We start from the raw sequence: 22,312 nt of genomic DNA, 5'->3' as shown, positions 1-22,312 counted from the left end.
CTGCCGCTTACGTTCGGGACATGTACGTGCTCTCCGTGAATCTCGGCCGCCCGCACGTCGCCGACCACACCGGCTCCCCCACCGGGACCGGGATCGACAAGCGCCCCGCGGCCGGGCCCGTACGGGTCGCCGCCCCTGGCCCCAAGGGGACGGCGGGCAGCGGACTGGCCGGTGACGCGGTCTGCGACCGGCGCCATCACGGCGGGAACGACCAGGCGGTCTACAGCTTCGCGCGCGAGGATCTCGACGCCTGGGAGACGGACCTCGGCCGGCCCCTGCGCAACGGCGTCTTCGGCGAGAACCTCACCACCTCCGGACTGGACGTGAACGGCGCGCGGATCGGTGAGCGCTGGCGGATCGGCTCCGGCCTCCTCCTGGAGGTGTGCGGCGCCCGCGTCCCGTGCCGCACCTTCGCCGGGTGGCTCGGGGAGAAGGGCTGGCTGAAGCGATTCACGCGGCGCGCGGCCCCGGGCGCGTATCTGCGGGTGATCGAGCCGGGCGAGATCCGGGCCGGGGATCCCGTCACGATCGTCGAGCGACCGGACCACGAGGTCAGCGTCTCGTTCCTCTTCCGCGCCCTGACCCTCGAACCCGAACTGCTCTCCCGCGTGCTCGCCGCCGGGGACGCGCTGGCCCCGGAGGCCCGCGAGACGGCGGTGAAGCGCTCGTCTCAGGGCGCGGGCAGGGTCTGATCCCGGAGGCCGGGTCGCGCTAGCGTTCGCGCATGACGACTGCACTGATTACCGGAGCGACCGCAGGGATCGGGGCCGCGTTCGCACGGCGGCTGGCGGCCGACGGGCACAACCTCGTGCTCGTGGCCCGTGACGTCGAGCGGCTGCGGGAACAGGCGACCGAGTTGCACGACCGGCACGGCATCGAGGCCGATGTGCTGTCCGCCGATCTCTCCGAGGAGAAGGGCATCGTGTCCGTCGAGGACCGTCTCGCGGACCGCGTGCACCCGGTGGATCTGCTCGTCAACAACGCGGGCTTCGGCAACAAGGGCCGCTATCTCCAGGTGCCGATGGCCGACGAGCTGCGGATGCTCAAGGTCCACTGCGAGGCCGTCCTGCGGTTGACGAGTGCCGCGGCCGAGGGCATGCAGGAGCGGGGGCGCGGCGGGGTGGTGAACGTCGCGTCGGTCGCCGCGTTCGTACCGCGCGGGACGTACGGGGCGAGCAAGTCGTGGGTTGTGCAGTTCACGCAGGGTGCGGCGCGGGACCTGGCGGGTTCGGGGGTGCGGCTGATGGCGCTGTGCCCGGGCTTCGTCCGCACCGAGTTCCACGAGCGGGCCGGGATGGGCACGGACAACATCCCGGGCTGGATGTGGCTGGACGCGGACAAGGTCGTCACGGCGGCGATGCAGGACCTGGCGCGCGGGAAGTCGGTGTCGATCCCGGACGCCCGCTACAAGACGCTGCTGGGCCTGGCCAAGCTGGCGCCGCGCGGCGTGCTGGGCGGGATCTCCACGCGGACGGGCCGGAAGTACGGGCCGAGCTGAACGGGCCGGACCGAGCCGCGGGCCGCTCGGTCCGGACGGGCCGCTCGGTCCGGACGGACTGAACGGTGCGGACGGGCCGGGCGAGCTGGACGCGCTGGAACGAGGGCAGGATCGACACGTCAAGACCCGGACCGATGCCCCCTTTTCACCACTAAACTGGGCACCAGGCGCTCGTCCCGGGAGGTGCCATGACATTCGTGCAGATCATCGACTGCAAGACGAGCAAGTTCGACGACATGAACCGGCTCATGGACACATGGACCGAACAGACCAAGGGCAGGCGGACCGCCACCCACGCGATCGTCGGCCGGGACCGCTCCGACGACGCTCACTACGTGGAGATCGTCGAGTTCTCCTCGTACGAGGAGGCGATGCGGAACTCCAGCCTGCCGGAGACGGACCGGACCTTCCAGGAGATGGTGGCGCTCTGCGACGAGATGCCCACCTTCACCGATCTGGAGGTCGTGCGGGAGGACGAGCTCAACAAGGCCACCGCCCGCAGGTTCTTCGAGGAGGTGGCCACCGCCGGCAACCTCGACGCGATCGACGAGCTGTTCGCGTGGGACTACGTCGATCACGACGTGATGAAGGAGCAGGACACCACGGTCGGCTCGGACGTCATCCGTCAGGACGTGGCGGGTTGGCGGCAGGCCTTCGCGTTCGACTTCGTGCTCGAGAGCCAGCTCGCCGAGGGCGAGGAGGTCGTGACGCGGTGGACGTGGCGCGGCACGCACCGCGGCGAGTTCCTGGGCATCCCGGCCACCGGCAAGGAGTGCGTGATGACGGGGGTCACGGTCTTCCGGCTGCGTGAGGGCAGGATCGAGGAGGGCTGGTGGCAGTACGACATCCTGAGCCTGCTTCGTCAGCTCGACGCCGTCGAGATGTGAGGCGGGATGTGAGCGGCGCGGCACCGTGAGGGCGCCGGCCCGTGCACCGGCAGCACCGTGGCCCCGCCGCCGGTGGATGAACGGACCACGACACGGCCGAGGCCCGGTGCTCCCGCGACGGGAGCACCGGGCCTCGGTGCGTACGAGATGCGCGTACGGTCAGTGCGCGTGGCCGTGACCGCCGTGACCGGCCTCGGCCGGCTCCTCTTCCTTCTTCTCCACCACGAGGGTCTCGGTGGTGAGCAGGAGGGAGGCGATGGACGCGGCGTTCTCCAGCGCGGAGCGGGTGACCTTGACCGGGTCGATGACGCCGGCCTTGACCAGGTCGCCGTACTCGCCGGTCGCGGCGTTGAAGCCGTGGCCCTTCTCCAGCTCGGAGACCTTCGAGGTGATCACGTAGCCCTCGAGGCCCGAGTTCTCGGCGATCCAGCGCAGCGGCTCGACGACCGCACGGCGCACGACGGCGACACCGGTGGCCTCGTCGCCGACCTTGTCCAGCGAGCCCTCGAGGACCTTCGCGGCGTGGACGAGCGCGGAGCCGCCACCGGAGACGATGCCCTCCTCGACCGCGGCGCGGGTCGCGGAGATGGCGTCCTCCAGACGGTGCTTCTTCTCCTTGAGCTCGACCTCGGTCGCGGCGCCGACCTTGATCACGCACACGCCGCCGGCCAGCTTCGCGAGGCGCTCCTGGAGCTTCTCGCGGTCCCAGTCGGAGTCGGTGGCGTCGATCTCGGCCTTGATCTGGGAGATACGGCCCTCGACGTCCTCACGCTTGCCGCCACCGTCGACGACCGTGGTGTCGTCCTTGGTGACGGTCACGCGGCGGGCGGTGCCCAGCACCTCGAGCCCGACCTGGTCGAGCTTGAGGCCGACCTCCTCGGCGACGACGGTGCCGCCGGTGAGGGTGGCGATGTCGCCGAGCATGGCCTTGCGGCGGTCACCGAAGCCGGGCGCCTTCACGGCGACGGCGTTGAAGGTGCCGCGGATCTTGTTGACCACGAGGGTGGAGAGCGCCTCGCCGTCCACGTCCTCGGCGATGATCAGCAGCGGCTTGGAGCCACCGGACTGGATGACCTTCTCCAGCAGCGGCAGCAGGTCGGCGATCGCCGAGATCTTGCCCTGGTGGATCAGGATGTAGGCGTCCTCGAGGACGGCCTCCATACGCTCCTGGTCGGTGACGAAGTACGGGGACAGGTAGCCCTTGTCGAAGGCCATGCCCTCGGTGAAGTCCAGCTCCAGACCGAAGGTGTTGGACTCCTCGACGGTGATGACACCGTCCTTGCCGACCTTGTCCATCGCCTCGGCGATCAGCTCGCCGACCTGCTTGTCCTGGGCGGACAGCGCGGCCACGGCGGCGATGTCGGACTTCTCGTCGATCGGGCGCGCGGTGGCGAGAAGGTCGTCGGAGACGGCCTTGACGGCGGCGTCGATGCCCTTCTTCAGGGCGGCCGGGGAGGCGCCGGCGGCGACGTTGCGCAGACCCTCGCGGACCAGGGCCTGGGCCAGCACGGTCGCGGTGGTGGTGCCGTCACCCGCGATGTCGTTGGTCTTGGTCGCCACCTCCTTGACGAGCTGGACGCCGAGGTTCTCGTACGGGTCCTCGGCCTCGACCTCGCGGGCGATGGTCACACCGTCGTTGGTGATGGTGGGAGCGCCGAACTTCTTGTCGATGACGACGTTGCGGCCCTTGGGGCCGATGGTCACCTTGACGGTGTCGGCCAGCTTGTTGACGCCGCGCTCGAGGGCGCGACGGGCGTCCTCGTCGAACTTCAGGATCTTCGCCATGGTTTGCGTATGTCCTCTCGAAGAACTACGCCCCGGACGCCCGGTTGTTCAGACACGGGAGGCCGGGGCGCAGATCACAAAACGTGGGTGAATTACTTCTCGACGATCGCGAGAACGTCGCGAGCCGAGAGGACGAGGTACTCCTCGCCGCTGTACTTCACCTCGGTGCCGCCGTACTTGCTGTAGAGCACGACATCGCCGACCTTGACGTCGAGCGGGATGCGGTTGCCCTCTTCGAAGCGGCCCGGACCCACGGCCAGGACGACGCCCTCCTGGGGCTTCTCCTTGGCGGTGTCCGGAATGACCAGGCCAGAGGCTGTGGTCTGCTCGGCGTCCAGCGGCTGGACCACAATGCGGTCCTCGAGCGGCTTGATGGCAACCTTGGTGCTGGCGGTCGTCACGATCCGACCTCCCCCTTCGGAGATCTCACGGGGTTGATTGTCTGAGGTGGCGACCTGGTAGATCCGTCGTCGCGGGTGCCGGATCTGCCCGTCGCTGTTGTGCTGGCACTCCCTGGTGGAGAGTGCCAAGCCTGAGACTATGACGGCGTTAGCACTCAGTCAACTAGAGTGCCAACGGAGCCGATGGCGCCCCACCAGTACCGCAGCGCGGCCGGCCCCTTCGCCGGGCTGACGCGGACCCCTTCCGGGCCGTCTTCCGCCTGATCAGGCCCTGGAAGCGCCCGCCGCTCACCGTTCATGCGCCCGTCCTGCCGCTCGGACATCGGGGCCACGTACGAGGACGGGCGGCCGCGCCGGGTCGGCGTGTCCCTCGCTCCCGCGCGCCCTTTCGCCACCGGCCCCTTCCGCGCGGCCGGGCGATCGTCCGTCAGCAGGCGCAGGCGGCAGAGCCGAGAGGTGCGGTGAGCGGGTCCGCGGGGCGCCGCTCCGTACCGGCCGCGCCCTCGACCGGGAAGCCCTCGCGGATCCAGTACTCGACGCCTCCGAGCATCTCCTTGGCCTGGTACCCGAGTTGGGACAGCGCGAGCGCCGCACGCGTCGCGCCGTTGCAGCCCGGCCCCCAGCAGTAGGTGACGACGGGGACCGCCGGGTCCAGCAGGCTCCCGGCCCGGGAGGGGATGTCGGCGAGAGGCAGGTGCACGGCACCCGGCACATGGGCCTGCCGCCAGCCGGCCTCCGCGCGAGAGTCCACCAGGACGAAGCCCGGGTCGCCGGCGTCGAGTGCGCCCCGGACGTCGGAGACGTCCGTCTGGAAGCGGAGACGTGCGGCGAAGAAGGCGATGGCTTCGGCGGTGGCGGCCTCGGCGGTGGCGGCGGGCGGGGCGGGCAGGGCCGGTTCGACGGCGGCGTTCGTCATGCGCAAGACACTAGGACCGCCCCCCGTACGCCCGGAACCGAGAATCACCGGCGTTCCAGGACCTCGGCCGGGGATACCGTGGTAGTAGTGCGCCATGACCGCTGATTCCCTGGACGAGACCGACTTGCGCATCCTGGAAGCCCTGCAGCACGACGGCCGGGCGAGCTACGCGGAGCTGGCACGGGCCGTGTCCATGTCCGCCAGCGCCGTGACCGAGCGGGTGCGGCGGCTGGAGGAGAGCGGCGTCATCAGCGGCTACGCGGCCGTGGTCGATCCGGACCGACTCGGGCTGGGCATCCTGGCGTTCGTCCGCCTCCGCTACCCGACAGGCAACTACAAGCCGTTCCACGACCTGCTCGCGACCACACCCGAGATCGTGGAGGCCCACCACGTGACCGGCGAGGACTGTTTCGTGCTCAAGGTCCTCGCCCGCTCCATGCGCCACCTGGAGAGCACGACGGGCCGCATCGCCGGACTCGGCTCCGTCACCACCAGCGTCGTCTACTCCAGCCCGCTCCCGCGCCGCGCGGTCACCCTGCCGTAGGGCTCGTCACGCCGTACCCTCACGGGCCGTGATCCGCACGGGCGTTCGGGGTTTCGGTAGGGTCGCGGGCATGGCTACCACGGCGACGGTACGGGAGTGGCACGACGAGGACGGCTGGGGAGTGCTGGACTGCCCCGAGACGCCAGGGGGTTGCTGGGCCCACTTCTCGGTGCTCGAGATGGACGGGTTCCGCAGCCTGTCGCCGGGACAGCGGGTCGCGTCGGTGGAGTGGGAAGGGCCCGGCATCCAGCAGGACGGTTACGCGTACCGGGCCGTGCGCGTCGTTCCCTGAACCGCCGCCGCGCACCAGGCCGTTGACGGCCCGGCCCTCCCGGCCGGGCCGTTCCCCTCACCGAGCCGCTCTACGCTCCGGGGTCAGACGTAGTCCTCGAGGCGGGCCAGGGCGAAGCCCTGGGACGTGGCGGCGCGGATCACGCGCCGCACCATGTCCGGCATCGTGCCGTCCCACTCCGACCGCCCGCGGAAGTGGGTGAGGACGATGTCGCCCGGCTGGAAGCGGTGTTCGCCGCCGCCGAAGTCGATCCGGCGGGCGAACGCCTCCTGGCTCCACAGCGGGACCACCGTGACGCCGCAGGAGCGGGCGGCACGGAGGGTGTCGCGGTCCCAGTTCCCGTACGGCGGACGGAAGATACGCGGACGTACGCCGAACTCCCGCTCGATGATGTCCTGCTGGCGGCAGATCTCCTTGCGCTGGCCCCGGTAGGACAGCGTGAGCAGATCGCGGTGGTTGATGGTGTGGTTGTTGATGGCGACACCGAGGCCCTGGAGCTGCCGGAAGTAGTCGTAGTCGTCGCGCACGACGTAGTCGCTGAGGAACGCGCTGATGGGGATGGACAGTTCGCGGACCATCCGGATCAGCCGGGGGTCCTTGTGGGCACCGTCGTCGATCGTCAGAAAGACGACGCGGTCGCGGGTGGGGACGCGGGCGATCACCGGCGGCAGTCCGGAGCGGGGGCCGATGCCGTGGAGGGCGGAGGGGGCGAGCCTCCGCTCGGGCGGGGCCGGCGCGATGAGCGGCGGGACCGACAGGCCCCAGCGGCGCGCGAGCGCCAGCCTGGCGGACTGGGACCTGGCCGTCTCGCGGGCGTAGAGGGCCAGCGCACGGTTGGTGCCGTACGAGGACGCGGCGCCGGGCGTACCGGCGCTCACCCCGGCCCGGCCGGCAGTGGCCGCCAGGCCCGCGGACGGGCCGGACACGGCGGCTGCGCCGGGTGCACCCGGCGCCCCGGCGCCCGGGCCCGAGGTCGATGCACCGTCCGCGCCGTGGGCCGGGTCGCCCCCCTCCCCCGCCAGGGCACGCCCCCCGGCGTACGGGGAGGATCCGTACGCGCCTGTCCGTCCGGCGCGCGCTCCACCCTCCAGGGCGTACGCCGCGGTCGGCGCGCCTGCCGCCCCGAGGGCGGCGCGGCCGGACTCGGGACTCGACCGGTCCCGTGGGGCATGGTCGGGAGGCTGGGCACAGGCGCCTCCGACGACGCCGATGAGCATGAACACCGCGGCGCCGCGGAGGCTCGTGCCCCAGCGCCAGATCTGCTCTTTGTCCCAGATGGAGTCTCTTTTTTCGTTTTGTCGTACAAGCTGCATAGTGCCGCATCCTGCCAGGGGCACCGGGCCGGGCAGCTCCGAAAACGCCGAGGCCCCGGCCTGGTCCTCCGCTCGGCCCACACCCGTCCGGCCGCGCCCGCGGTTCGCGTCCCCCAGCCGCGGGACCGGCCGGTGCCGCGGCTCCTGCCCCCGCGGCCGGCCGGCGGGTCCGGCCGGTTCCGGCCACCGGCACAATGGAGCAGGTGGACGACCTCGACGCCTTCGCCGCCCTGCTCACCGACGAGGGCCGGGCGCTCCTCGGCACCCTGCGCGACTACGACCCCGCCCAGGAGCTGGCGACCGCCACCCGCCTCCGCCGCGACCACCCGGCCGAGCTGGTCTCGGCCGCGCTCGGCCAGGCCAGGCTGCGGCAGCGCGCGGTGGCGAAGTTCGGCGCCCAGGACGCGGCCGTCATGTACTTCACCCCGGACGGCGTCGAGCAGGCGACGCGTACGTCCGTCGCCGCCCACCGCGCGGACCGCTTCGCCGCGCTCGGCGTACGGCGCGTGGCCGACCTGTGCTGCGGCATCGGCGGCGACGCGATCGCGCTGGCACGGGCGGGCATCGCGGTCGTCGCCGTCGACCGCTCCCCGCTCACCTGCGCGGTCGCCCGGGCGAACGCCGAGGCGCTGGGACTCACGGACCTGATCGAGGTGCGCTGCACGGACGTCACCGAGGTGGAACTCGGCGCGTACGACGCGGTGTTCGTGGATCCGGCGCGGCGCGGCAGCCCGGGGCGGCGCGGGGGCGGGCGGATCTTCGACCCCGAGGCCTACTCGCCGCCCTTGTCGTGGGCCGTCGAAGCCGCCCGCAAGGCCCCTTTCGCCGCCCTGAAGATCGCGCCCGGCGTTCCGCACGAGGCGCTGCCGGAGGACGCGGAGGCCGAGTGGATCTCGGACGGCGGCGACGTGAAGGAGGCCGTGCTGTGGTTCGGGGCCGGTACGGCCGGAGCCCGCCGCGCCACCCTCCTCCCCGGCCCGCACGACCTGCTCGGCGCCGGTCTCCCCGACCCGAGCGCGGGCCCCGTCGGCCCCTTCCTCTACGAGCCGGACGGCGCGGTCATCCGGGCGCACCTGGTCGCGGACGTGGCCGAGCGGCTCGACGGCCGCCTCGTCGACCCCACCATCGCGTATGTGACGGCGGACGAGCTGCGCCCCACCCCGTACGCCGCCGCGTACGAGATCACGGACGTCCTCCCGTTCAACCTGAAGAAGCTCAAGGCGCTGCTGCGTGAGCGCGGGGTCGGCACGCTGACCGTCAAGAAGCGGGGCTCGGCCGTCGAGCCGGAGGAACTGCGCAGGAAGGTCAAGCCGCAGGGGCCGAACGCGGCGACGGTCTTCCTCACGCGGGTGGCGGGCGCCCCGACCATGCTCATCGGCCGCCCCGCGAAGGCCGTTGCCTCCTGAGCCTGTGGGCTCCTGGGCCGGGCCGGGTCAGCCCTGTGCGAGTCCGACGGACTCGAAGCGCCAGCGGTGCACCGCCCGGCGCGCCAACTCCTCCGCCGGTTCCGGGAGTTCGGGCAGCTCGGTGTCGTAGGCGGCGTCCCACCAGGTGATGACGAGGACCCGGTCACCGGGGGCGGCGAACGTCTCGCGGCGCAGGGGGGACGGCGTCAGGGCCTGTTCCCGCGCCCAGTCCAGGAGTTCGGGGCCCCGCCCTTCGGCCGCCCTGGCCTCCCACATCAGCGCGACCGTCATGTGTAGAGGTTGTCCTTGCTCATCTCGTGGACATGGTCGTGGTCGTGGCTGTGGCCATGGGCGTGCCCCCCAGGCGCCGGGACGTGCGGGTCCGTCACCGGGAGCGAGGAGTCCGCCGAGAGATCCCAGGCCGAAGCCGGGCGGCCACGGGCCACCATCTCCGCGCCGAGCGCCGCCACCATCGCGCCGTTGTCCGTGCACAGCTTCGGCCGCGGTACGCGGAGCGCGATCCCGGCGTCCTCACAACGGCGCTGGGCCATCGCCCGGAGCCGGGAGTTGGCGGCGACGCCGCCGCCGATCATCAGATGCTCGACGCCGTTGTCCTTGCACGCCCGTACGGCCTTGCGCGTCAGCACGTCGACGACGGCCTCCTGGAAGGACGCGGAGACGTCGGCGACGGGTACCTCCTCGCCCGCGTTGCGCTTGGCCTCGATCCAGCGCGCGACGGCGGTCTTGAGGCCGGAGAAGGAGAAGTCGTAGACCGGGTCGCGTGGGCCGGTGAGCCCGCGGGGGAAGGCGATGGCGGCGGGGTCGCCCTCGCGCGCCCAGCGGTCGATGACCGGGCCGCCGGGGAAGCCGAGGTTGAGCACGCGGGCCACCTTGTCGAACGCCTCGCCCGCCGCATCGTCGATCGTCGAGCCCAGCGGCCGCACGTCCGTGGTGATGTCGGAGGACATCAGCAGGGAGGAGTGGCCGCCGGAGACGAGGAGCGCCATCGTCGGCTCGGGCAGCGCGCCGTGTTCGAGCTGGTCGACGCAGATGTGCGAGGCGAGGTGGTTCACGCCGTACAGCGGCTTGCCGAGGGCGTACGCGTACGCCTTCGCCGCCGAGACACCGACGAGCAGCGCGCCGGAGAGCCCGGGGCCCGCCGTGACCGCGATGCCGTCGAGGTCGCCGGCCGCGACGCCCGCTTCCTTCAGGGCCCGCTGGATGGTCGGGACCATCGCCTCCAGGTGGGCGCGGCTGGCGACTTCGGGCACGACGCCGCCGAAGCGGGCGTGCTCGTCGACGCTGGAGGCGATCGCGTCGGCCAGCAGCGTGTGGCCGCGGACGATGCCGACGCCGGTCTCGTCACAGGAGGTCTCGATACCGAGGACAAGCGGCTCGTCAGCCATCGTGGGTCATTCCCTGTTCGTGTGCGTCCATGGAACCGGCACCGGTTCCGTCGTGCTCGTCGTCCGCGATGGGCTCCACGCGGCGCATCACCACGGCGTCGACGTTGCCCGGCTGGTAGTAGTTCGGGCGCAGGCCGATGGGCTCGAAGCCGAAGCGCTCGTAGAGGCGCTGGGCGCGGGTGTTGTCGACCCGCACCTCCAGCAGCACTTCGCGGCACTCGAAGTCGGTCGCGCCGGCGAGCAGGTCGCCGAGGAGGCGGGCGCCGAGGCCCGTACCCCAGTAGGTGCGGGCGGCGGCGATCGTCTGGATGTCGCCGGTGCGGTCGACGGCGGCCAGGCCGCCGTAGCCGACGATGGTGCGGCCCGCGGCGGGGGCCTCCGCCTCGTCCGCGCCGGGCGCGTGGCTCGCGCGGATCTGAAGGTCCTCGCCCGACGCCTCGCCGTACGCCTCGGCGACGATGTAGCGGCGGGTGGCGTTCGGGCCGCGGGCGTGGGCCAGTTCGGACCAGAACAGGCCGCGCGACCAGGCGTCGTCGGGGAACAGCTCGCGCTCCAGCCCCAGCACGGGCTCGATGTCCCACCACCGCATCTCGCGCAGCGCGACCTTCCCGTTCGTCACCGCGGCGTGACCACCTTGTAGTTGGCCGGCACCTGGGCGTCCGGGCGGCGCAGGTAGAGCGGCCGGTCCGGCAGGAACTCCCCACCCCCGTCCAGCTTTTCGGCGGCGAGCGCGGCGAGCGCGGCCGCCGACTGGAGCTCGGGCATGCCGTCCGGTACGTCGGTGAAGACCTCGCGGTAGAGGTGGGCGCCGGCACCGACGGCCGGCAGTCCCGCCACCATGTCCGCGATGTCGGCGGGACGGTCGACGGACGGACCGGAGACGCGGGTGCGGGGGTCGGCGTAGCTCGCCCAGTAGACCTCTTTGCGGCGGGCGTCGGTGGCAACGGTGAAGGGGCCTTCGAGACCGGCCTGCCCCGCGGCGTACGCGATGCCGTCCAGCGTGCACAGGCCGTGGACGGGGGCGCCGGTCGCGGCGCTGAAGGCGGCGGCGGTCGCGAGGCCGACGCGCAGCCCGGTGTACGGGCCGGGTCCGACGCCGACGACGAACCCCGTCACCTCGGCCAGTTTCACCCCGGCCTCGCCCAGCACCCGGTCGACGGCGGGGAGCAGCAGCTCGCCGTGGCGCCGTGCGTCCACCTCGTGTGACCGGGCGACGACGCCGTCTCCGTCGTGCAGGGCCACGGTGACGGCGGGAGTGGCGGTATCAAGAGCGAGCAGCAGCACGAGTACAGCCTACGGCGCGTATCGCGGCCTCTGTCCCCCTCTTCCGGACTCTTCCGGTAGGAGTGCTCCGCTCCGTGGAAGCTCCTGGGGGCGGAGCGGGACGGCGTGGGGACGGCGTGGGGACGGCGCGCAGCCCGCGTCCGGGGTGCGTGGCCCGTATGCACCCGGCCAGGGCGCTCCGCGCCGAAAGTGGGTTCGGGCGGTGCTACCTTCGGGCGCGACGGCATACAGCGCACGGCACATGACGCTCGGCGCAGGGCGCAGGCGCATACGGGGCGAGAGGCGGAACGGCGTGGCACGGAGCAACTCGGGGCCGATCGTGGCGGGAATCACGGCCGCGGCCCTCGCCGTGGTCACCTTCCTCGCCTACCAGGCGTCCGCGACCGCGCCGGACGACCTCTCGACGGCCCGCCGCGACTCCTCGCAGTCCACCGACCGCCGCGACGGTTCCGGTGACGACAGCGACAAGCAGGAGAAGCACCCTCTCCCCGCCGCCTCGGGCAACGGCGTCCGCGTCGTCTACGCGCTCGACGAGCGGCGGGTGTGGCTGGTCGGCCAGGACGACAAGGTGGCGCGGACCTACCCGGTCACGCCGAGCACGGTCAGTCCGGAGCCCGGCCAGTACGCGGTGACCTCGCGGTCGGCGCGGATCGCGGGCTCGGACGGGGTGCCGGTCGAGCACGTCGTACGGTTCACGACCGTCGACGGCGTGGTGGTCGGCTTCAGCGCCGCGGTGAACGGCGAGATGCCCGACCCGGGCTCCGACCGGAAGACCGGCGGCATCCGCGAGGAGCGCGCCGACGGCAAGGCGATGTGGACCTTCGCGACGATCGGCACCAAGATCGTCGTGGTCGACTGAACCTGCGCCCGCCGCACGTGCGGGACGGACGGCGGACCGCCGAGCCGGGGCGGACAGGCCCGATCCGCGGGGGCAGGACTGCTCCCGCGGACATCACTCGTACGGACTACGCGGCGTCGCGCCGCACCTCACCCTCGGACTCCGGCATCCGGGAGCCGCCCCGGGGGTCCTCCGGGGGCGTGGACACGGCGTTGGCGGCCGCGCAGGCGGCCAGGAGCTGGCTCATCGACGGGCCGGACGCGGCCGGAGCTCCGGGCTCCGCCGGTTCCTCACCTGGGTGCCCGTGCGTCAGCACATCAGCGTCGGGCTCATGACGCGGCATGGGTGCCTCCTCGCGGGTTCGGACGGGCGAGCCGGGTGCTAACTTAGGTAGACCTAACCAAGTTCTCCGTCACCATGTGACCACGCCCGGCACCGGCGGCGCAACATCTTGCCGACGCTTTGTCGGAACGTACACACCGAGGAAGACGCACCTCTGAGCTGGTCGGGTTCCCCGGACGGGCACGAAAACGCGCAAGGAGCGGCGTGTGCCCGGGCACGGGGTGGTGACGGGTGCGCGGCCGGGCACGGCACGGCAGGTCAGGGCCCGGCGGCCGCGGGTCATCGCGGTCCGGGGCCGACGCGGCTCGAGCCCGGCCGGGGCGGCGGATCCGCACGGCTGACGCGGCCGTACGCGCTACGGAAGCGTGCAGGTCCGGGAGTTGTGCGGGGCCCGAGTCGCTGCGGGCCCCGGGGTCGTACGGCGGACCGGAGTCGTACGGCGTTCCGGCTCCGCGTCGTAGGGCGTTCGGGGCGCGCCGTCAGCCCGCGAGGGGCGAAAGGTCCGTGGCCGCCCAGCGCGGGCCGACGCCGGTGACGCTCACCTCGCGGACGTCGTCCTCCACGGTCTCGTCGCCCTCGGCACGCCCGATGACGACGTGCAACCGGTCCTCCGACAGGTCCTCGACCTTGCCGTCGCCCCACTCGACGATGACCACGGACTCGGGCAGCGACACGTCGAGGTCGAGGTCCTCCATCTCGTCGAGCCCGCCGCCCAGCCGGTAGGCGTCCACGTGCACGAGCGGCGGCCCGTCGCCCAGCGGCGGGTGGACCCGGGCGATGACGAAGGTCGGCGAGGTCACCGCGCCGCGCACGCCGAGCGCCTCGCCCAGGCCGCGCGCCAGCGTCGTCTTTCCGGCGCCCAACGGCCCGCTGAGCAGCACGAGATCACCGGGGCGCAGCATCTTCGCCAGCCGCCGCCCGAGGTCCTGCATCGCGTCCGGTCCGGCGATGGTGAGCTGTGCGGAGGTCATGGCTCCGGGGGCTGTCGTCAGCGACCCGCCGCCGGGGGCGGAAGCGGGTGCGCGGTCGTACGGGGCGTCCATATCCGCCGATGGTACGGGGCCCGGGAGCCCGGGCGGCGGTTCTCCCGCCGGCCGGACCGGCACCGGCGCGGCCGGTCCGGCGCCGCGCTCAGCCGCGGGCCGAGCGGGAGGAACGGGAGGGGCGGGGCGCGCGCTCGGTGGCGGACGGCGCCGCGCCCGTCCGCGTCAGGAGCTCCGCCAGCAGGTCCGTCACCGTCTCCGGGTGCTCCAGCATCACCAGGTGGCCCGCGTCGGGGACGAGGGCCAGCTCGGCGTCCGGCAGCAGCGCGGCGATGGCCTCGCTGTGCGAGCTGGGCGTCACCAGGTCACCGGTGCCGGCCAGGACCAGGACGGGCAGATCGCGGAACGCGGCCAGCGCCTCGGCCTTGTCGTGCTCCTGGAACGCCGGATAGAACTCCGCGACCACGTCGATCGGCGTCGACTCGATCATCCGTTCCGCGAACCGCGCGATCGCCGGGTCCACGTCCCGCGAACTGAACGAGTACCGCTTGATCAGCAGGGCGAAGAGGTCCGCGGTCGCCCGCCGCCCCCGTTCGACCAGATCCACCTGCCGCCCCAGCGCCTTGAGCACGCCTGGCACGAAGCGCCGCACCGCGTTGACGCCCGCCACCGGCAGGCCGTAGTTGACCTCGCCGAGCCGGCCCGAGGACGTGCCGACCAGGGCGACGCCGACGACCCGTTCCCGTACGTAGTCGGGGTAGTGCGCGGCCAGAGCCATGACCGTCATGCCGCCCATCGAGTGCCCCACCAGCACCACGGGCCCCTCCGGAACCGCCGCGTCCAGGACCGCCTTCAGGTCACGGCCGAGCTGGTCGATGCTGACGGGCATGCCATCGGCCTGTGCCAGGCCGCGCGCGGAACGGCCGTGGCTGCGCTGGTCCCAGTGGACGGTGCGGACGATGCCGCGCAGCGCGGCCCGCTGGAAGTGCCAGGAGTCCTGGTTCAGGCAGTAGCCGTGGGAGAAGACGACGGTCACGGGGGCGGGCCTGCGGCGCCCGAACAGGCGGCGCCTGCGCGGCGGATCGCCCGCCGGCTCGATCTCATCGGTCTCGTAGTAGAGCTGGGTGCCGTCGTCGGCGACGGCCCGGCCCGGCGTGCCGTGCAACTGGCCGTACGGGCTGGACGCGTCCAGCGCGAGCCGCGCCTTGGTGCGCATGCCGCGGCCCACGGTCATCCGCTCGATCGCCACTCCCGCGGCGGCGCCTGCCGCGACCACACCGATCGCGGCGCCCGCGATGCCGGCGCGGCGCCAACCGGCCGCCGTCCCCGCCGGATACACAGTGGTCTCGCCCATGGTCGTGCCTCCCCTGGCCCGTGGCAGAGGTGACCTCACCCCGTGGCTAGCATCTGCCCCTGCCCTGCGGCCTCATGCGTACGGCCTCCCCGGCCGCACACGTCGTCGGTCAACTACGGTGCCGCATCCGGCGCCCGTGCCCGAGGGTGGCCGGCGTGCCGTCGGTCACCCCCGGCACGGCCCGCGGTGCGGTCGCCGGACGGGGACGAGGCCGTTGCTCAGGCGCCGCTGTCCGCGGCGCCGCTCTCGTCCCCCTCGCCCACATAGACGCGCGGAACCCGCAATCCGATCCGTGTGACGATCTCGTACGCGATGGTGCCGGCCGCGCGGGCCCAGTCCTCGGCGGTCGGTTCGCCCCGGTCGCCCGGCCCGAACAGCACCGCCTCGTCGCCCGCTTCGGCGCTGTCGCCTCCGAGGTCGACGACGAACTGGTCCATCGCGACCCGGCCCGCGACCGTGCGCCACTTCCCGCCGACCAGCACGGGACCCGCGCTCGATGCGTGCCGCGGAATGCCGTCCGCGTAGCCGACGGGGACGAGCGCGAGCGTCGTGTCGCCCGGGGTGACGTACTGGTGGCCGTAGCCGACACCGTGTCCGGCCGGGACCCGCTTGACCAGGGCGAGGTCCGCGGAGAGCGTCATGACCTGGCGCAGGCCGAAGTCGGACGCGGAGCCGACGTCCGGGACCGGGGAGACCCCGTAGATCGCGACCCCGGTCCGTACGAGATCGAAGTGCGACTCCGGGAGCGTCAGCGTGGCGGGCGAGTTGGCAAGATGACGGACCTCGGGACGCAGCCCGACGCGCTCGGCCGCGGCGACGGCGTCGCGGTAGACCTCGAGCTGCGCAGCGATCGACGGATGGCCGGGCTCGTCGGCGCACGCGAAGTGGGACCAGACACCGGTCACCTTCAGCACGCCCTCGGACTCGGCGTCGCGGGCGGCATGGACGAGTTCCAGCCAGTCGTCGGGCTGGCAGCCGTTGCGCCCCAGACCGGAGTCGATCTTGAGCTGGACGCGGGGCGTGCGGCCCTGCGTACGGGCCTCCCGCGCCGCGGCGGTGACCTCCCGCATGGCCCACATGCCGCTCACCGACACGTCGATGTCCGCCTCGATGGCCTCGCGCCAGGGGCCGCCGGGCGTGAACAGCCAGCACAGCAGCCGGCCGGTGTCGCCCGCGGCACGCAGCGCCAGCGCCTCCTCGGGAGTGGCGGTGCCGAGCCAGCTCGCCCCGGCCGCACGGGCGGCGCGGGCACACGGTACGGCTCCGTGGCCGTACGCGTCCGACTTGACCACGGCCATCAGCTCCGAGCGCGGCGCGCGGGCGCGCAGCGCACGGATGTTGTCGCGCAGGGCGGCCAGGTCGACCACGGCGCGGGCGCGTAGCGGAAGGGCGGGACGGCTGGGGACACCGCCGGAGTGTGCTGTCATCGGGAACAGTGTCTCACCAGGCTCCCTGCATGCCCCTCCCGATACGGAGCGGGGACGTCACGAGGGTGTCGCGGTACGGGCGAGGGCGGTTCGCGGACGCGGCTACGCGGCTACGGCGGCACGGCGGCCATCCGGCGGCCGTGCGGCAGGCCCGCGTCGAGCCGTAGGGGCCGGGGCGGATCGCGGTGGCCCTACGGGCTCGGGGCGTCGCGGTGGCCGTAGGGGCGCGGGGCCGCGCGGGGGCGGTGGCTTGCGCGCCCGGACGCGGGCGCGGGCGCTGGTGCGGAACATATGGCTCCGCATCATGTGCCGGGGCGGCGACCCCAGGAGTAGACGCGGTCCCGCGCGAACAGCACGTTCCACAACTCCTTCGCGTCGTCGTAGCGGAGGTTGACGCAGCCGTGCGAGCCGCCGTTCGGGTCGTAGATGTTGCCGTAGACGCCGTGGAACGCCTGGCCGCCGTTGAAGAACTGGGCGAACGGCATGGGCGAGTCGTAGAGCGTCGAGACGTGGTCCTTGCTCCTCAGATAGACGGCGTTCCAGCCCACGCGGGTCGGGAAGCCGGCCATACCGCTGCGGATCGGGACGGGGCCGAAGACCACGTCCGCCCCGTGCTGGACCCACATCAACTGGCGCGGCAGGTCCACGCAGGCGACCCGGGCGGCCCGTACCGGGCAGGCGCCCGAGGCGTTGGGATCGCGCCGCGCCTCGGACAGCCGGACCATGCCCCAGCTCGTGGGCCCCGCGAACCCGATGGCCGGAACGATCTCCTCCTTGACCTGCCACGCGCGGATGGCGCGGCAGTCCTCCCGGGACTGCTTGCCGTCCACGGTCAGGCCCAGGAAGCGCTCGACTTCGCGCTGGTACGGGCCGGTTGAGGACGAGCACGTCACGGGCGGGGAATCCGCAGGACCGGCCTGCGCCTCCGCGGGCGGGACGAACTCGACCGCGGCGGGGGGAGAAGAAGGCGCGGAGGGGGCGGGGGCGGGGGGCGCTGGAGGAGCGGCGGGGGCAGATGCGGCCGGAGGCGCGGCCGGCGGCGGATTGCCGGACGTATCCTGCCCGTTGGGGCCGTTGCCGCCCTCCTCCCTGCCGGACGGAGTCCCGGCCTGCGGGACGACCGGCGGGAGGGCCTGGTCGGGGGTGTCGATGTGCTGCTCGTGGGGCCCGGGCGGGACGCCCGGCACGAGCCCGTCGAGCGGCACCGCGCCGCCGGCTTCCTCGCGCCCCGGAGGTACGGGGTCGGCGGCCGCCCGGGCTCCGCCGGCCGTCAGCGGCAGCAGTGCCGCCACGGCGACGGCGGTCGCCAGCGACCGCCCGCTCCTCTTCACCACTGACCGCATTCCGTCGCCTCTCCGGCAGCCGGTGCACGGAGGCGGCGCGCGGGCGCGGCGCCGGCACACGGCAGCACGATCCGAACCGAACGGAATCACCCATGCCGCCGGGCCACCGCGCCGCCACCGCGCGGGGCGGCACTCCACCCCGATGCCACGCGCATTCCGCCCGGCGGGCGTACGCGCGACGGCCCGCCGGGCGGCGCGAGTTCACGGCGCTACGGGGGCTGACGCCGTTCGCGGCATTCCAGGGCGGGCGACAGGGTGCGGCGCGGAGTGCCTACGTGCGTCCCCCGCGCGTCCCCTTTGCATCCCCCGCGCGTCGCCCCGCATCCCCGCATCCCCGCGCCCCGCGTCCCCGCGTCCCCGGCGAGCGTTCAGGCCGTCGCGGCGATGTCCCGCCATGCCGTGACGAGAGAGGCCGCCACGTCCGAGGCGCCGACCGGGCCGCCGTCCCGGCCCGCGGCGAGACGGCCGGCGAGGCCGTGCACGTACGCCGCCGCCGACGCCGCGTCCCGGGCCCCGAGCCCTGAGGCGAGGAACGCACCCGCGATCCCCGAGAGAACGTCCCCGCTGCCGGCCGTGGCAAGCCAGCCGGTGCCCGTCGGGTTGGCCCGCACGGGACCGCCCGTCGGGTCGGCGACCAGCGTGGTCGAGCCCTTGAGCAGCGCGGTCGCCCCGTACCTCGACGCCAGCCGCCGTACCGCCGCCAGCCGCCCGGCCTCGACCTCCTCCCGCGCGACGCCGAGCAGCGCGGCCGCCTCGCCCGCGTGCGGGGTGAGCAGGGTGGCCGCGCGGCGGGCGCGGACGCGTTCGCGGTCGAGCAGGCGCAGCCCGTCGGCGTCGACGAGGACCGGGACGTCGGAGGCGATGACCTCGTCCAGCGACTGCCGGGCGTCCTGGCCGTCGCCGAGGCCGGGGCCGACGATCCACGCCTGCACGCGGCCGGCCTTCGCGGGCGGCCCGGCGTGAACGAGCGTCTCGGGGAAGCGGGCGATGACGGCGTCGGCCGCCGGACCGACGTACCGCACGGCACCGGCGCCGCCGCGCAGCGCGCCCGACACCGCGAGCACGGCCGCGCCCGGGTAGCGCGCCGAGCCCGCCACGACACCGATCACCCCGCGCCGGTACTTGTCGCTCTCGGCCGTGGGCACCGGCAGCATGCGGGCGACGTCCGCGTGCTGCAGGGCCTCCACGTCGGGTGCGTCCGGCAGGAACGGGTCGAGACCGATACCGACGAGGCGCAGGGCGCCGGTCCGCGTCGCGGCGGGATCGATGAGCAGCCCGGGCTTGTACGCGCCGAAGGTGACGGTCGCGTCGGCGAGCACGGCCGGGCCGTCGACCTGACCGGAGTCCGCGTCGACACCGCTGGGAAGGTCGACGGCGAGGACCGCGGCTCCGGACGCGCGGGCGGCGTCCGCCAGCCGCGCCGCACCGGGACGGAGACCGCCGCGCCCGCCGATGCCGACGATGCCGTCGAGGACGAGGTCGGCGCGGGCGAGGACGCGTTCGTCCTCACCGCCCGCGGATCCGTCGGCCTCCCCGCCTGCGGAACCGTCGGCCCCGGCCGCGGGGAGCGCGCGGCCTCCGGCGGCGCGCAGAGCGGCGAGGCCGCCGGGGTGGGTGCGGTCGGGGGCGAGCAGGACGGCGGTGACGCCGGCGCCGCGGCGCGCGAGCCGGGCACCGGCGTAGAGCGCGTCGCCGCCGTTGTCCCCGCTGCCGACGAGGAGAACGACGCGGGCGCCGTAGACCCGACCGAGCAGATCGGCGCAGGCGGCGGCCAGGCCGGCGGCGGCGCGCTGCATCAGCGCTCCTTCGGGCAGCCGCGCCATCAACTCCCGCTCGGCGCCCCGTACGGTCTCCACGCTGTAGGCAGTCCTCATGCCCCCAGTCTTCCGAAGACCCGGACGCGGCGCGCGACCTCGGTGCGATCTTCCGCGGGGCCCGGAGCACTGCCGGTGCGTGCCGCCGGGGCCGGTCAGCCCTCGGCGATGACCACGGCCGACGCCACTCCGGCATCGTGGCTGAGCGAGATGTGCCAGTCCCGGACGCCGAGTTCGGAGGCGCGGGCGGCGATCGTGCCCGTGACGCGCAGGCGCGGACGGCCACTGTCCTCCGAGACGACCTCGGCGTCCGTCCAGTGCAGACCGGCCGGGGCGCCGAGCGCCTTGGCCAGGGCCTCCTTCGCGGCGAAGCGCGCCGCCAAGGAGGCCACCCCGCGGCGCTCGCCGCTGGGCAGCCACAGCTCGGCCTCGGCGAAGAGGCGGCGTGCGAGACCCGGCGTACGCTCCAGTGCCGCCTCGAAGCGGTCGATCTCGGCCACGTCGATGCCGACCCCGATGATCACGCCCGCCCCGTCCCGATGGTCCGCCCCGTCCCGATGGTCCGCCCCGTCCTGGCGGTCCGCCCCGTCGCTGACCGCGTCACCGACCCGGTCCCGGTCCCGGTCACTCGACCGTGACCGACTTGGCCAGGTTGCGCGGCTGGTCGACCTCGTTGCCGCGGGCCGTGGCCAGTTCACAGGCGAAGACCTGCAACGGCACGGTGGCGACCAGCGGCTGGAGCAGCGTCGGGGTCGCCGGGATGCGGATGAGGTGGTCGGCGTACGGCACGACCGTCTCGTCGCCCTCCTCCGCGATCACGATGGTGCGGGCCCCCCGGGCCCGGATCTCCTGGATGTTGGAGACGATCTTGTCGTGGAGGACGGAGCGGCCCTTCGGTGACGGGACGACCACGACCACCGGCAGGTCGTCCTCGATGAGCGCGATCGGCCCGTGCTTCAACTCGCCCGCCGCGAAGCCCTCGGCGTGCATGTACGCCAGCTCCTTGAGCTTGAGCGCGCCCTCCAGCGCCACCGGGAATCCCACGTGCCGTCCGAGGAAGAGCACGGTGTTCTTGCTCGCCAGGGTCCGCGCCAGCTCCCGTACGGGCTCCATCGTGGCGAGCACCTGCTCGACCTGGGTGCCGATCGCGGACAGTTCGCGGATCATGGACCGGACCTCGTCGCCCCACTTCGTACCGCGCACCTGGCCCAGGTACAGCGCGACCAGGTAGCAGGCCACGAGCTGGGTCAGGAAGGCCTTGGTCGACGCGACGGCGACCTCGGGCCCGGCGTGGGTGTAGAGGACGGCGTCCGACTCCCGGGGAATCGTCGAGCCGTTGGTGTTGCAGATGGCGAGCACCTTCGCGCCCTGCTCGCGCGCGTGCCGCAGCGCCATCAGCGTGTCCATGGTCTCGCCGGACTGCGAGATGGCGATGACGAGCGTCCGCGGGTCGAGGATCGGGTCGCGGTAGCGGAACTCGCTCGCCAGCTCGGTCTCGCAGGGGATCCGGGTCCAGTGCTCGATCGCGTACTTGGCGATCATGCCCGCGTGGTACGCCGTTCCGCACGCCACGATGACGACCTTGTCGACCTCGCGCAGGACCGAGTCGGGGATGCGGACCTCGTCGAGCGAGAGCGAGCCCGCGGCGTCGATCCGGCCCAGGAGCGTGTCGGCGACCGCCTTCGGCTGCTCGGCGATCTCCTTGAGCATGAAGTAGTCGTAGCCGCCCTTCTCGGCGGCGGAGGCGTCCCAGTCGACGTGGTACTCGCGCACCTCGGCGGGCGAGCCGTCGAAGTCGGTGACGGTGACACCGTCGCGGCGGAGCTCCACGACCTGGTCCTGGCCCAGCTCGATCGCCTCGCGGGTGTGCGCGATGAACGCGGCCACATCGGACGCGAGGAAGGACTCGCCGTCACCGACGCCCACGACGAGCGGCGAGTTGCGGCGGGCCCCGACGACGACGTCCGGGTCGTCGGCGCTGGCGGCGACGAGGGTGAACGCGCCCTCGAGCTGCCGGCACACCTGCCGCATCGCCTCGGCCAGGTCGCCGCAGGAGGAGAAGGACTCGGCGAGCAGATGCGCGACGACCTCGGTGTCGGTCTCGGAGGCGAGCTCGTGGCCGCGGTCGGTCAGCTCGGCGCGCAGGGCGGCGAAGTTCTCGATGATGCCGTTGTGGACGACGGCGACGCGGCCGGCGTTGTCCAGGTGCGGATGGGCGTTGACGTCGTTGGGGGCACCGTGGGTGGCCCACCGGGTGTGGCCGATGCCGGTGTTGCCGCTCGGCAGCGGCCGGTCGGCCAGCTCCTTCTCCAGATTGGCGAGCTTGCCCGCCTTCTTGGCGGCGGCGAGCCCGCCATCGGCGAGCACGGCCACCCCCGCCGAGTCATAGCCCCGGTACTCCAGCCGCTTGAGACCGGCGATCACGACATCGAGGGCGGACTGCCCTCCCACATAGCCAACGATTCCGCACATGGCGGAA

General features: G+C 73.3%; 23 protein-coding genes. 7 read left to right on the top strand and 16 right to left on the bottom strand.

The genetic code is table 11. From position 1 onward, the window contains the following. The first annotated feature begins 20 nt into the window (after positions 1-20). The 3 genes from ABZ822_RS16965 (at position 21) to ABZ822_RS16955 (ending at position 2,385) form a co-directional block, all read left to right on the top strand. Entirely contained in the window at positions 21-692 is a 672-nt protein-coding gene (locus ABZ822_RS16965; RefSeq protein WP_360853683.1) for an MOSC domain-containing protein, read from the top strand. A gap of 32 nt (positions 693-724) precedes the next feature. Beyond that, positions 725-1,498 carry an SDR family oxidoreductase gene (locus ABZ822_RS16960; protein ID WP_360853680.1) on the top strand — a complete coding sequence of 258 codons (774 nt, stop codon included), beginning with the start codon at positions 725-727 and terminating at the stop codon, positions 1,496-1,498. A 188-nt stretch (positions 1,499-1,686) separates the two neighbouring features. Next, the gene (locus ABZ822_RS16955) at positions 1,687-2,385 is read left to right on the top strand and encodes an ester cyclase (protein ID WP_360853677.1); all 699 of its coding nucleotides are present in this window, start codon (positions 1,687-1,689) and stop codon (positions 2,383-2,385) included. 159 nt (positions 2,386-2,544) lie between these two features. Here the strand turns inward: ABZ822_RS16955 and groL are convergent, their stop codons facing one another. The 3 genes from groL to ABZ822_RS16940 form a co-directional block, all read right to left on the bottom strand. Next, positions 2,545-4,170: a chaperonin GroEL gene (gene groL, locus ABZ822_RS16950; protein WP_360853674.1), complete on the bottom strand. Its 1,626-nt coding sequence runs from the start codon at positions 4,168-4,170 to the stop codon at positions 2,545-2,547. Positions 4,171-4,262: 92 nt separating this feature from the next. Continuing rightward, complete coding sequence (groES, locus tag ABZ822_RS16945) at positions 4,263-4,571, bottom strand: co-chaperone GroES (RefSeq protein ID WP_360853671.1); 309 nt, start codon at positions 4,569-4,571, stop codon at positions 4,263-4,265. 427 nt (positions 4,572-4,998) lie between these two features. Next, positions 4,999-5,487: a rhodanese-like domain-containing protein gene (locus tag ABZ822_RS16940; protein WP_360853668.1), complete on the bottom strand. Its 489-nt coding sequence runs from the start codon at positions 5,485-5,487 to the stop codon at positions 4,999-5,001. A 94-nt stretch (positions 5,488-5,581) separates the two neighbouring features. On the opposite strand from ABZ822_RS16940, the gene ABZ822_RS16935 reads away from it, so the two are divergent. Next, the gene (locus ABZ822_RS16935) at positions 5,582-6,031 is read left to right on the top strand and encodes an Lrp/AsnC family transcriptional regulator (protein ID WP_360853665.1); all 450 of its coding nucleotides are present in this window, start codon (positions 5,582-5,584) and stop codon (positions 6,029-6,031) included. Positions 6,032-6,101: 70 nt separating this feature from the next. Further along, positions 6,102-6,323: a cold shock domain-containing protein gene (locus tag ABZ822_RS16930; RefSeq protein ID WP_360853662.1), complete on the top strand. Its 222-nt coding sequence runs from the start codon at positions 6,102-6,104 to the stop codon at positions 6,321-6,323. Between the two features lie 83 nt (positions 6,324-6,406). Here ABZ822_RS16930 and ABZ822_RS16925 read toward each other — a convergent pair whose 3' ends face one another. Beyond that, positions 6,407-7,249, bottom strand: coding sequence for a polysaccharide deacetylase family protein (locus ABZ822_RS16925; RefSeq protein WP_360853659.1), 843 nt, complete (start codon positions 7,247-7,249; stop codon positions 6,407-6,409). Between the two features lie 581 nt (positions 7,250-7,830). Between ABZ822_RS16925 and ABZ822_RS16920 the strand changes: the two genes are divergently transcribed. Then, on the top strand, positions 7,831-9,042 hold the full coding sequence (locus ABZ822_RS16920) for a class I SAM-dependent methyltransferase (RefSeq protein WP_360853656.1): 1,212 nt from the start codon (positions 7,831-7,833) through the stop codon (positions 9,040-9,042). 27 nt (positions 9,043-9,069) lie between these two features. Here the strand turns inward: ABZ822_RS16920 and ABZ822_RS16915 are convergent, their stop codons facing one another. Genes ABZ822_RS16915 through tsaB form a run of 4 tightly spaced genes read right to left on the bottom strand, consistent with a single transcriptional unit; the run spans position 9,070 to position 11,732 of the window. Continuing rightward, positions 9,070-9,333 (bottom strand): hypothetical protein, encoded by a 264-nt coding sequence (locus ABZ822_RS16915; RefSeq protein ID WP_360853654.1) that lies wholly within the window; start codon positions 9,331-9,333, stop codon positions 9,070-9,072. Beyond that, a complete protein-coding gene (gene tsaD, locus ABZ822_RS16910; protein WP_360853652.1) occupies positions 9,330-10,448 on the bottom strand; it encodes a tRNA (adenosine(37)-N6)-threonylcarbamoyltransferase complex transferase subunit TsaD in 1,119 nt (372 codons plus the stop codon). The genes ABZ822_RS16915 and tsaD overlap by 4 nt, the downstream gene beginning before the upstream one ends. Further along, positions 10,441-11,037 carry a GNAT family N-acetyltransferase gene (locus ABZ822_RS16905; RefSeq protein WP_360854203.1) on the bottom strand — a complete coding sequence of 199 codons (597 nt, stop codon included), beginning with the start codon at positions 11,035-11,037 and terminating at the stop codon, positions 10,441-10,443. The genes tsaD and ABZ822_RS16905 overlap by 8 nt, the downstream gene beginning before the upstream one ends. Positions 11,038-11,063: 26 nt before the next feature. After that, the gene (gene tsaB / locus ABZ822_RS16900) at positions 11,064-11,732 is read right to left on the bottom strand and encodes a tRNA (adenosine(37)-N6)-threonylcarbamoyltransferase complex dimerization subunit type 1 TsaB (RefSeq protein ID WP_360853649.1); all 669 of its coding nucleotides are present in this window, start codon (positions 11,730-11,732) and stop codon (positions 11,064-11,066) included. Positions 11,733-12,024: 292 nt separating this feature from the next. On the opposite strand from tsaB, the gene ABZ822_RS16895 reads away from it, so the two are divergent. Beyond that, positions 12,025-12,591, top strand: a complete 567-nt coding sequence (locus ABZ822_RS16895; protein ID WP_360853646.1) for a L,D-transpeptidase — start codon at positions 12,025-12,027, stop codon at positions 12,589-12,591. A gap of 106 nt (positions 12,592-12,697) precedes the next feature. Here ABZ822_RS16895 and ABZ822_RS16890 read toward each other — a convergent pair whose 3' ends face one another. From ABZ822_RS16890 to glmS, 8 genes are all read right to left on the bottom strand, one after another. Then, positions 12,698-12,913, bottom strand: a complete 216-nt coding sequence (locus ABZ822_RS16890) for a hypothetical protein (protein ID WP_360853643.1) — start codon at positions 12,911-12,913, stop codon at positions 12,698-12,700. A 478-nt stretch (positions 12,914-13,391) separates the two neighbouring features. Next, positions 13,392-13,883 carry a tRNA (adenosine(37)-N6)-threonylcarbamoyltransferase complex ATPase subunit type 1 TsaE gene (tsaE, locus tag ABZ822_RS16885; protein ID WP_360854200.1) on the bottom strand — a complete coding sequence of 164 codons (492 nt, stop codon included), beginning with the start codon at positions 13,881-13,883 and terminating at the stop codon, positions 13,392-13,394. 160 nt (positions 13,884-14,043) lie between these two features. After that, on the bottom strand, positions 14,044-15,249 hold the full coding sequence (locus ABZ822_RS16880) for an alpha/beta hydrolase (protein ID WP_360853640.1): 1,206 nt from the start codon (positions 15,247-15,249) through the stop codon (positions 14,044-14,046). 218 nt (positions 15,250-15,467) lie between these two features. Then, positions 15,468-16,676 carry an alanine racemase gene (alr, locus tag ABZ822_RS16875; RefSeq protein WP_360853637.1) on the bottom strand — a complete coding sequence of 403 codons (1,209 nt, stop codon included), beginning with the start codon at positions 16,674-16,676 and terminating at the stop codon, positions 15,468-15,470. 302 nt (positions 16,677-16,978) lie between these two features. After that, positions 16,979-18,010, bottom strand: coding sequence for a L,D-transpeptidase (locus ABZ822_RS16870; protein WP_360853634.1), 1,032 nt, complete (start codon positions 18,008-18,010; stop codon positions 16,979-16,981). A 377-nt stretch (positions 18,011-18,387) separates the two neighbouring features. Then, entirely contained in the window at positions 18,388-19,893 is a 1,506-nt protein-coding gene (locus tag ABZ822_RS16865; RefSeq protein ID WP_360853631.1) for an NAD(P)H-hydrate dehydratase, read from the bottom strand. A gap of 95 nt (positions 19,894-19,988) precedes the next feature. Next, on the bottom strand, positions 19,989-20,357 hold the full coding sequence (locus ABZ822_RS16860) for a holo-ACP synthase (RefSeq protein WP_360853629.1): 369 nt from the start codon (positions 20,355-20,357) through the stop codon (positions 19,989-19,991). 100 nt (positions 20,358-20,457) lie between these two features. Beyond that, entirely contained in the window at positions 20,458-22,305 is a 1,848-nt protein-coding gene (glmS, locus tag ABZ822_RS16855; RefSeq protein ID WP_360853626.1) for a glutamine--fructose-6-phosphate transaminase (isomerizing), read from the bottom strand. Positions 22,306-22,312: the final 7 nt, after the last annotated feature.

It is taken from the genome of Streptomyces sp. NPDC047108 (genome assembly GCF_040643575.1).
Lineage (GTDB): Bacteria > Actinomycetota > Actinomycetes > Streptomycetales > Streptomycetaceae > Streptomyces.
This window is presented reverse-complemented; position numbering and strand designations above follow the sequence as displayed.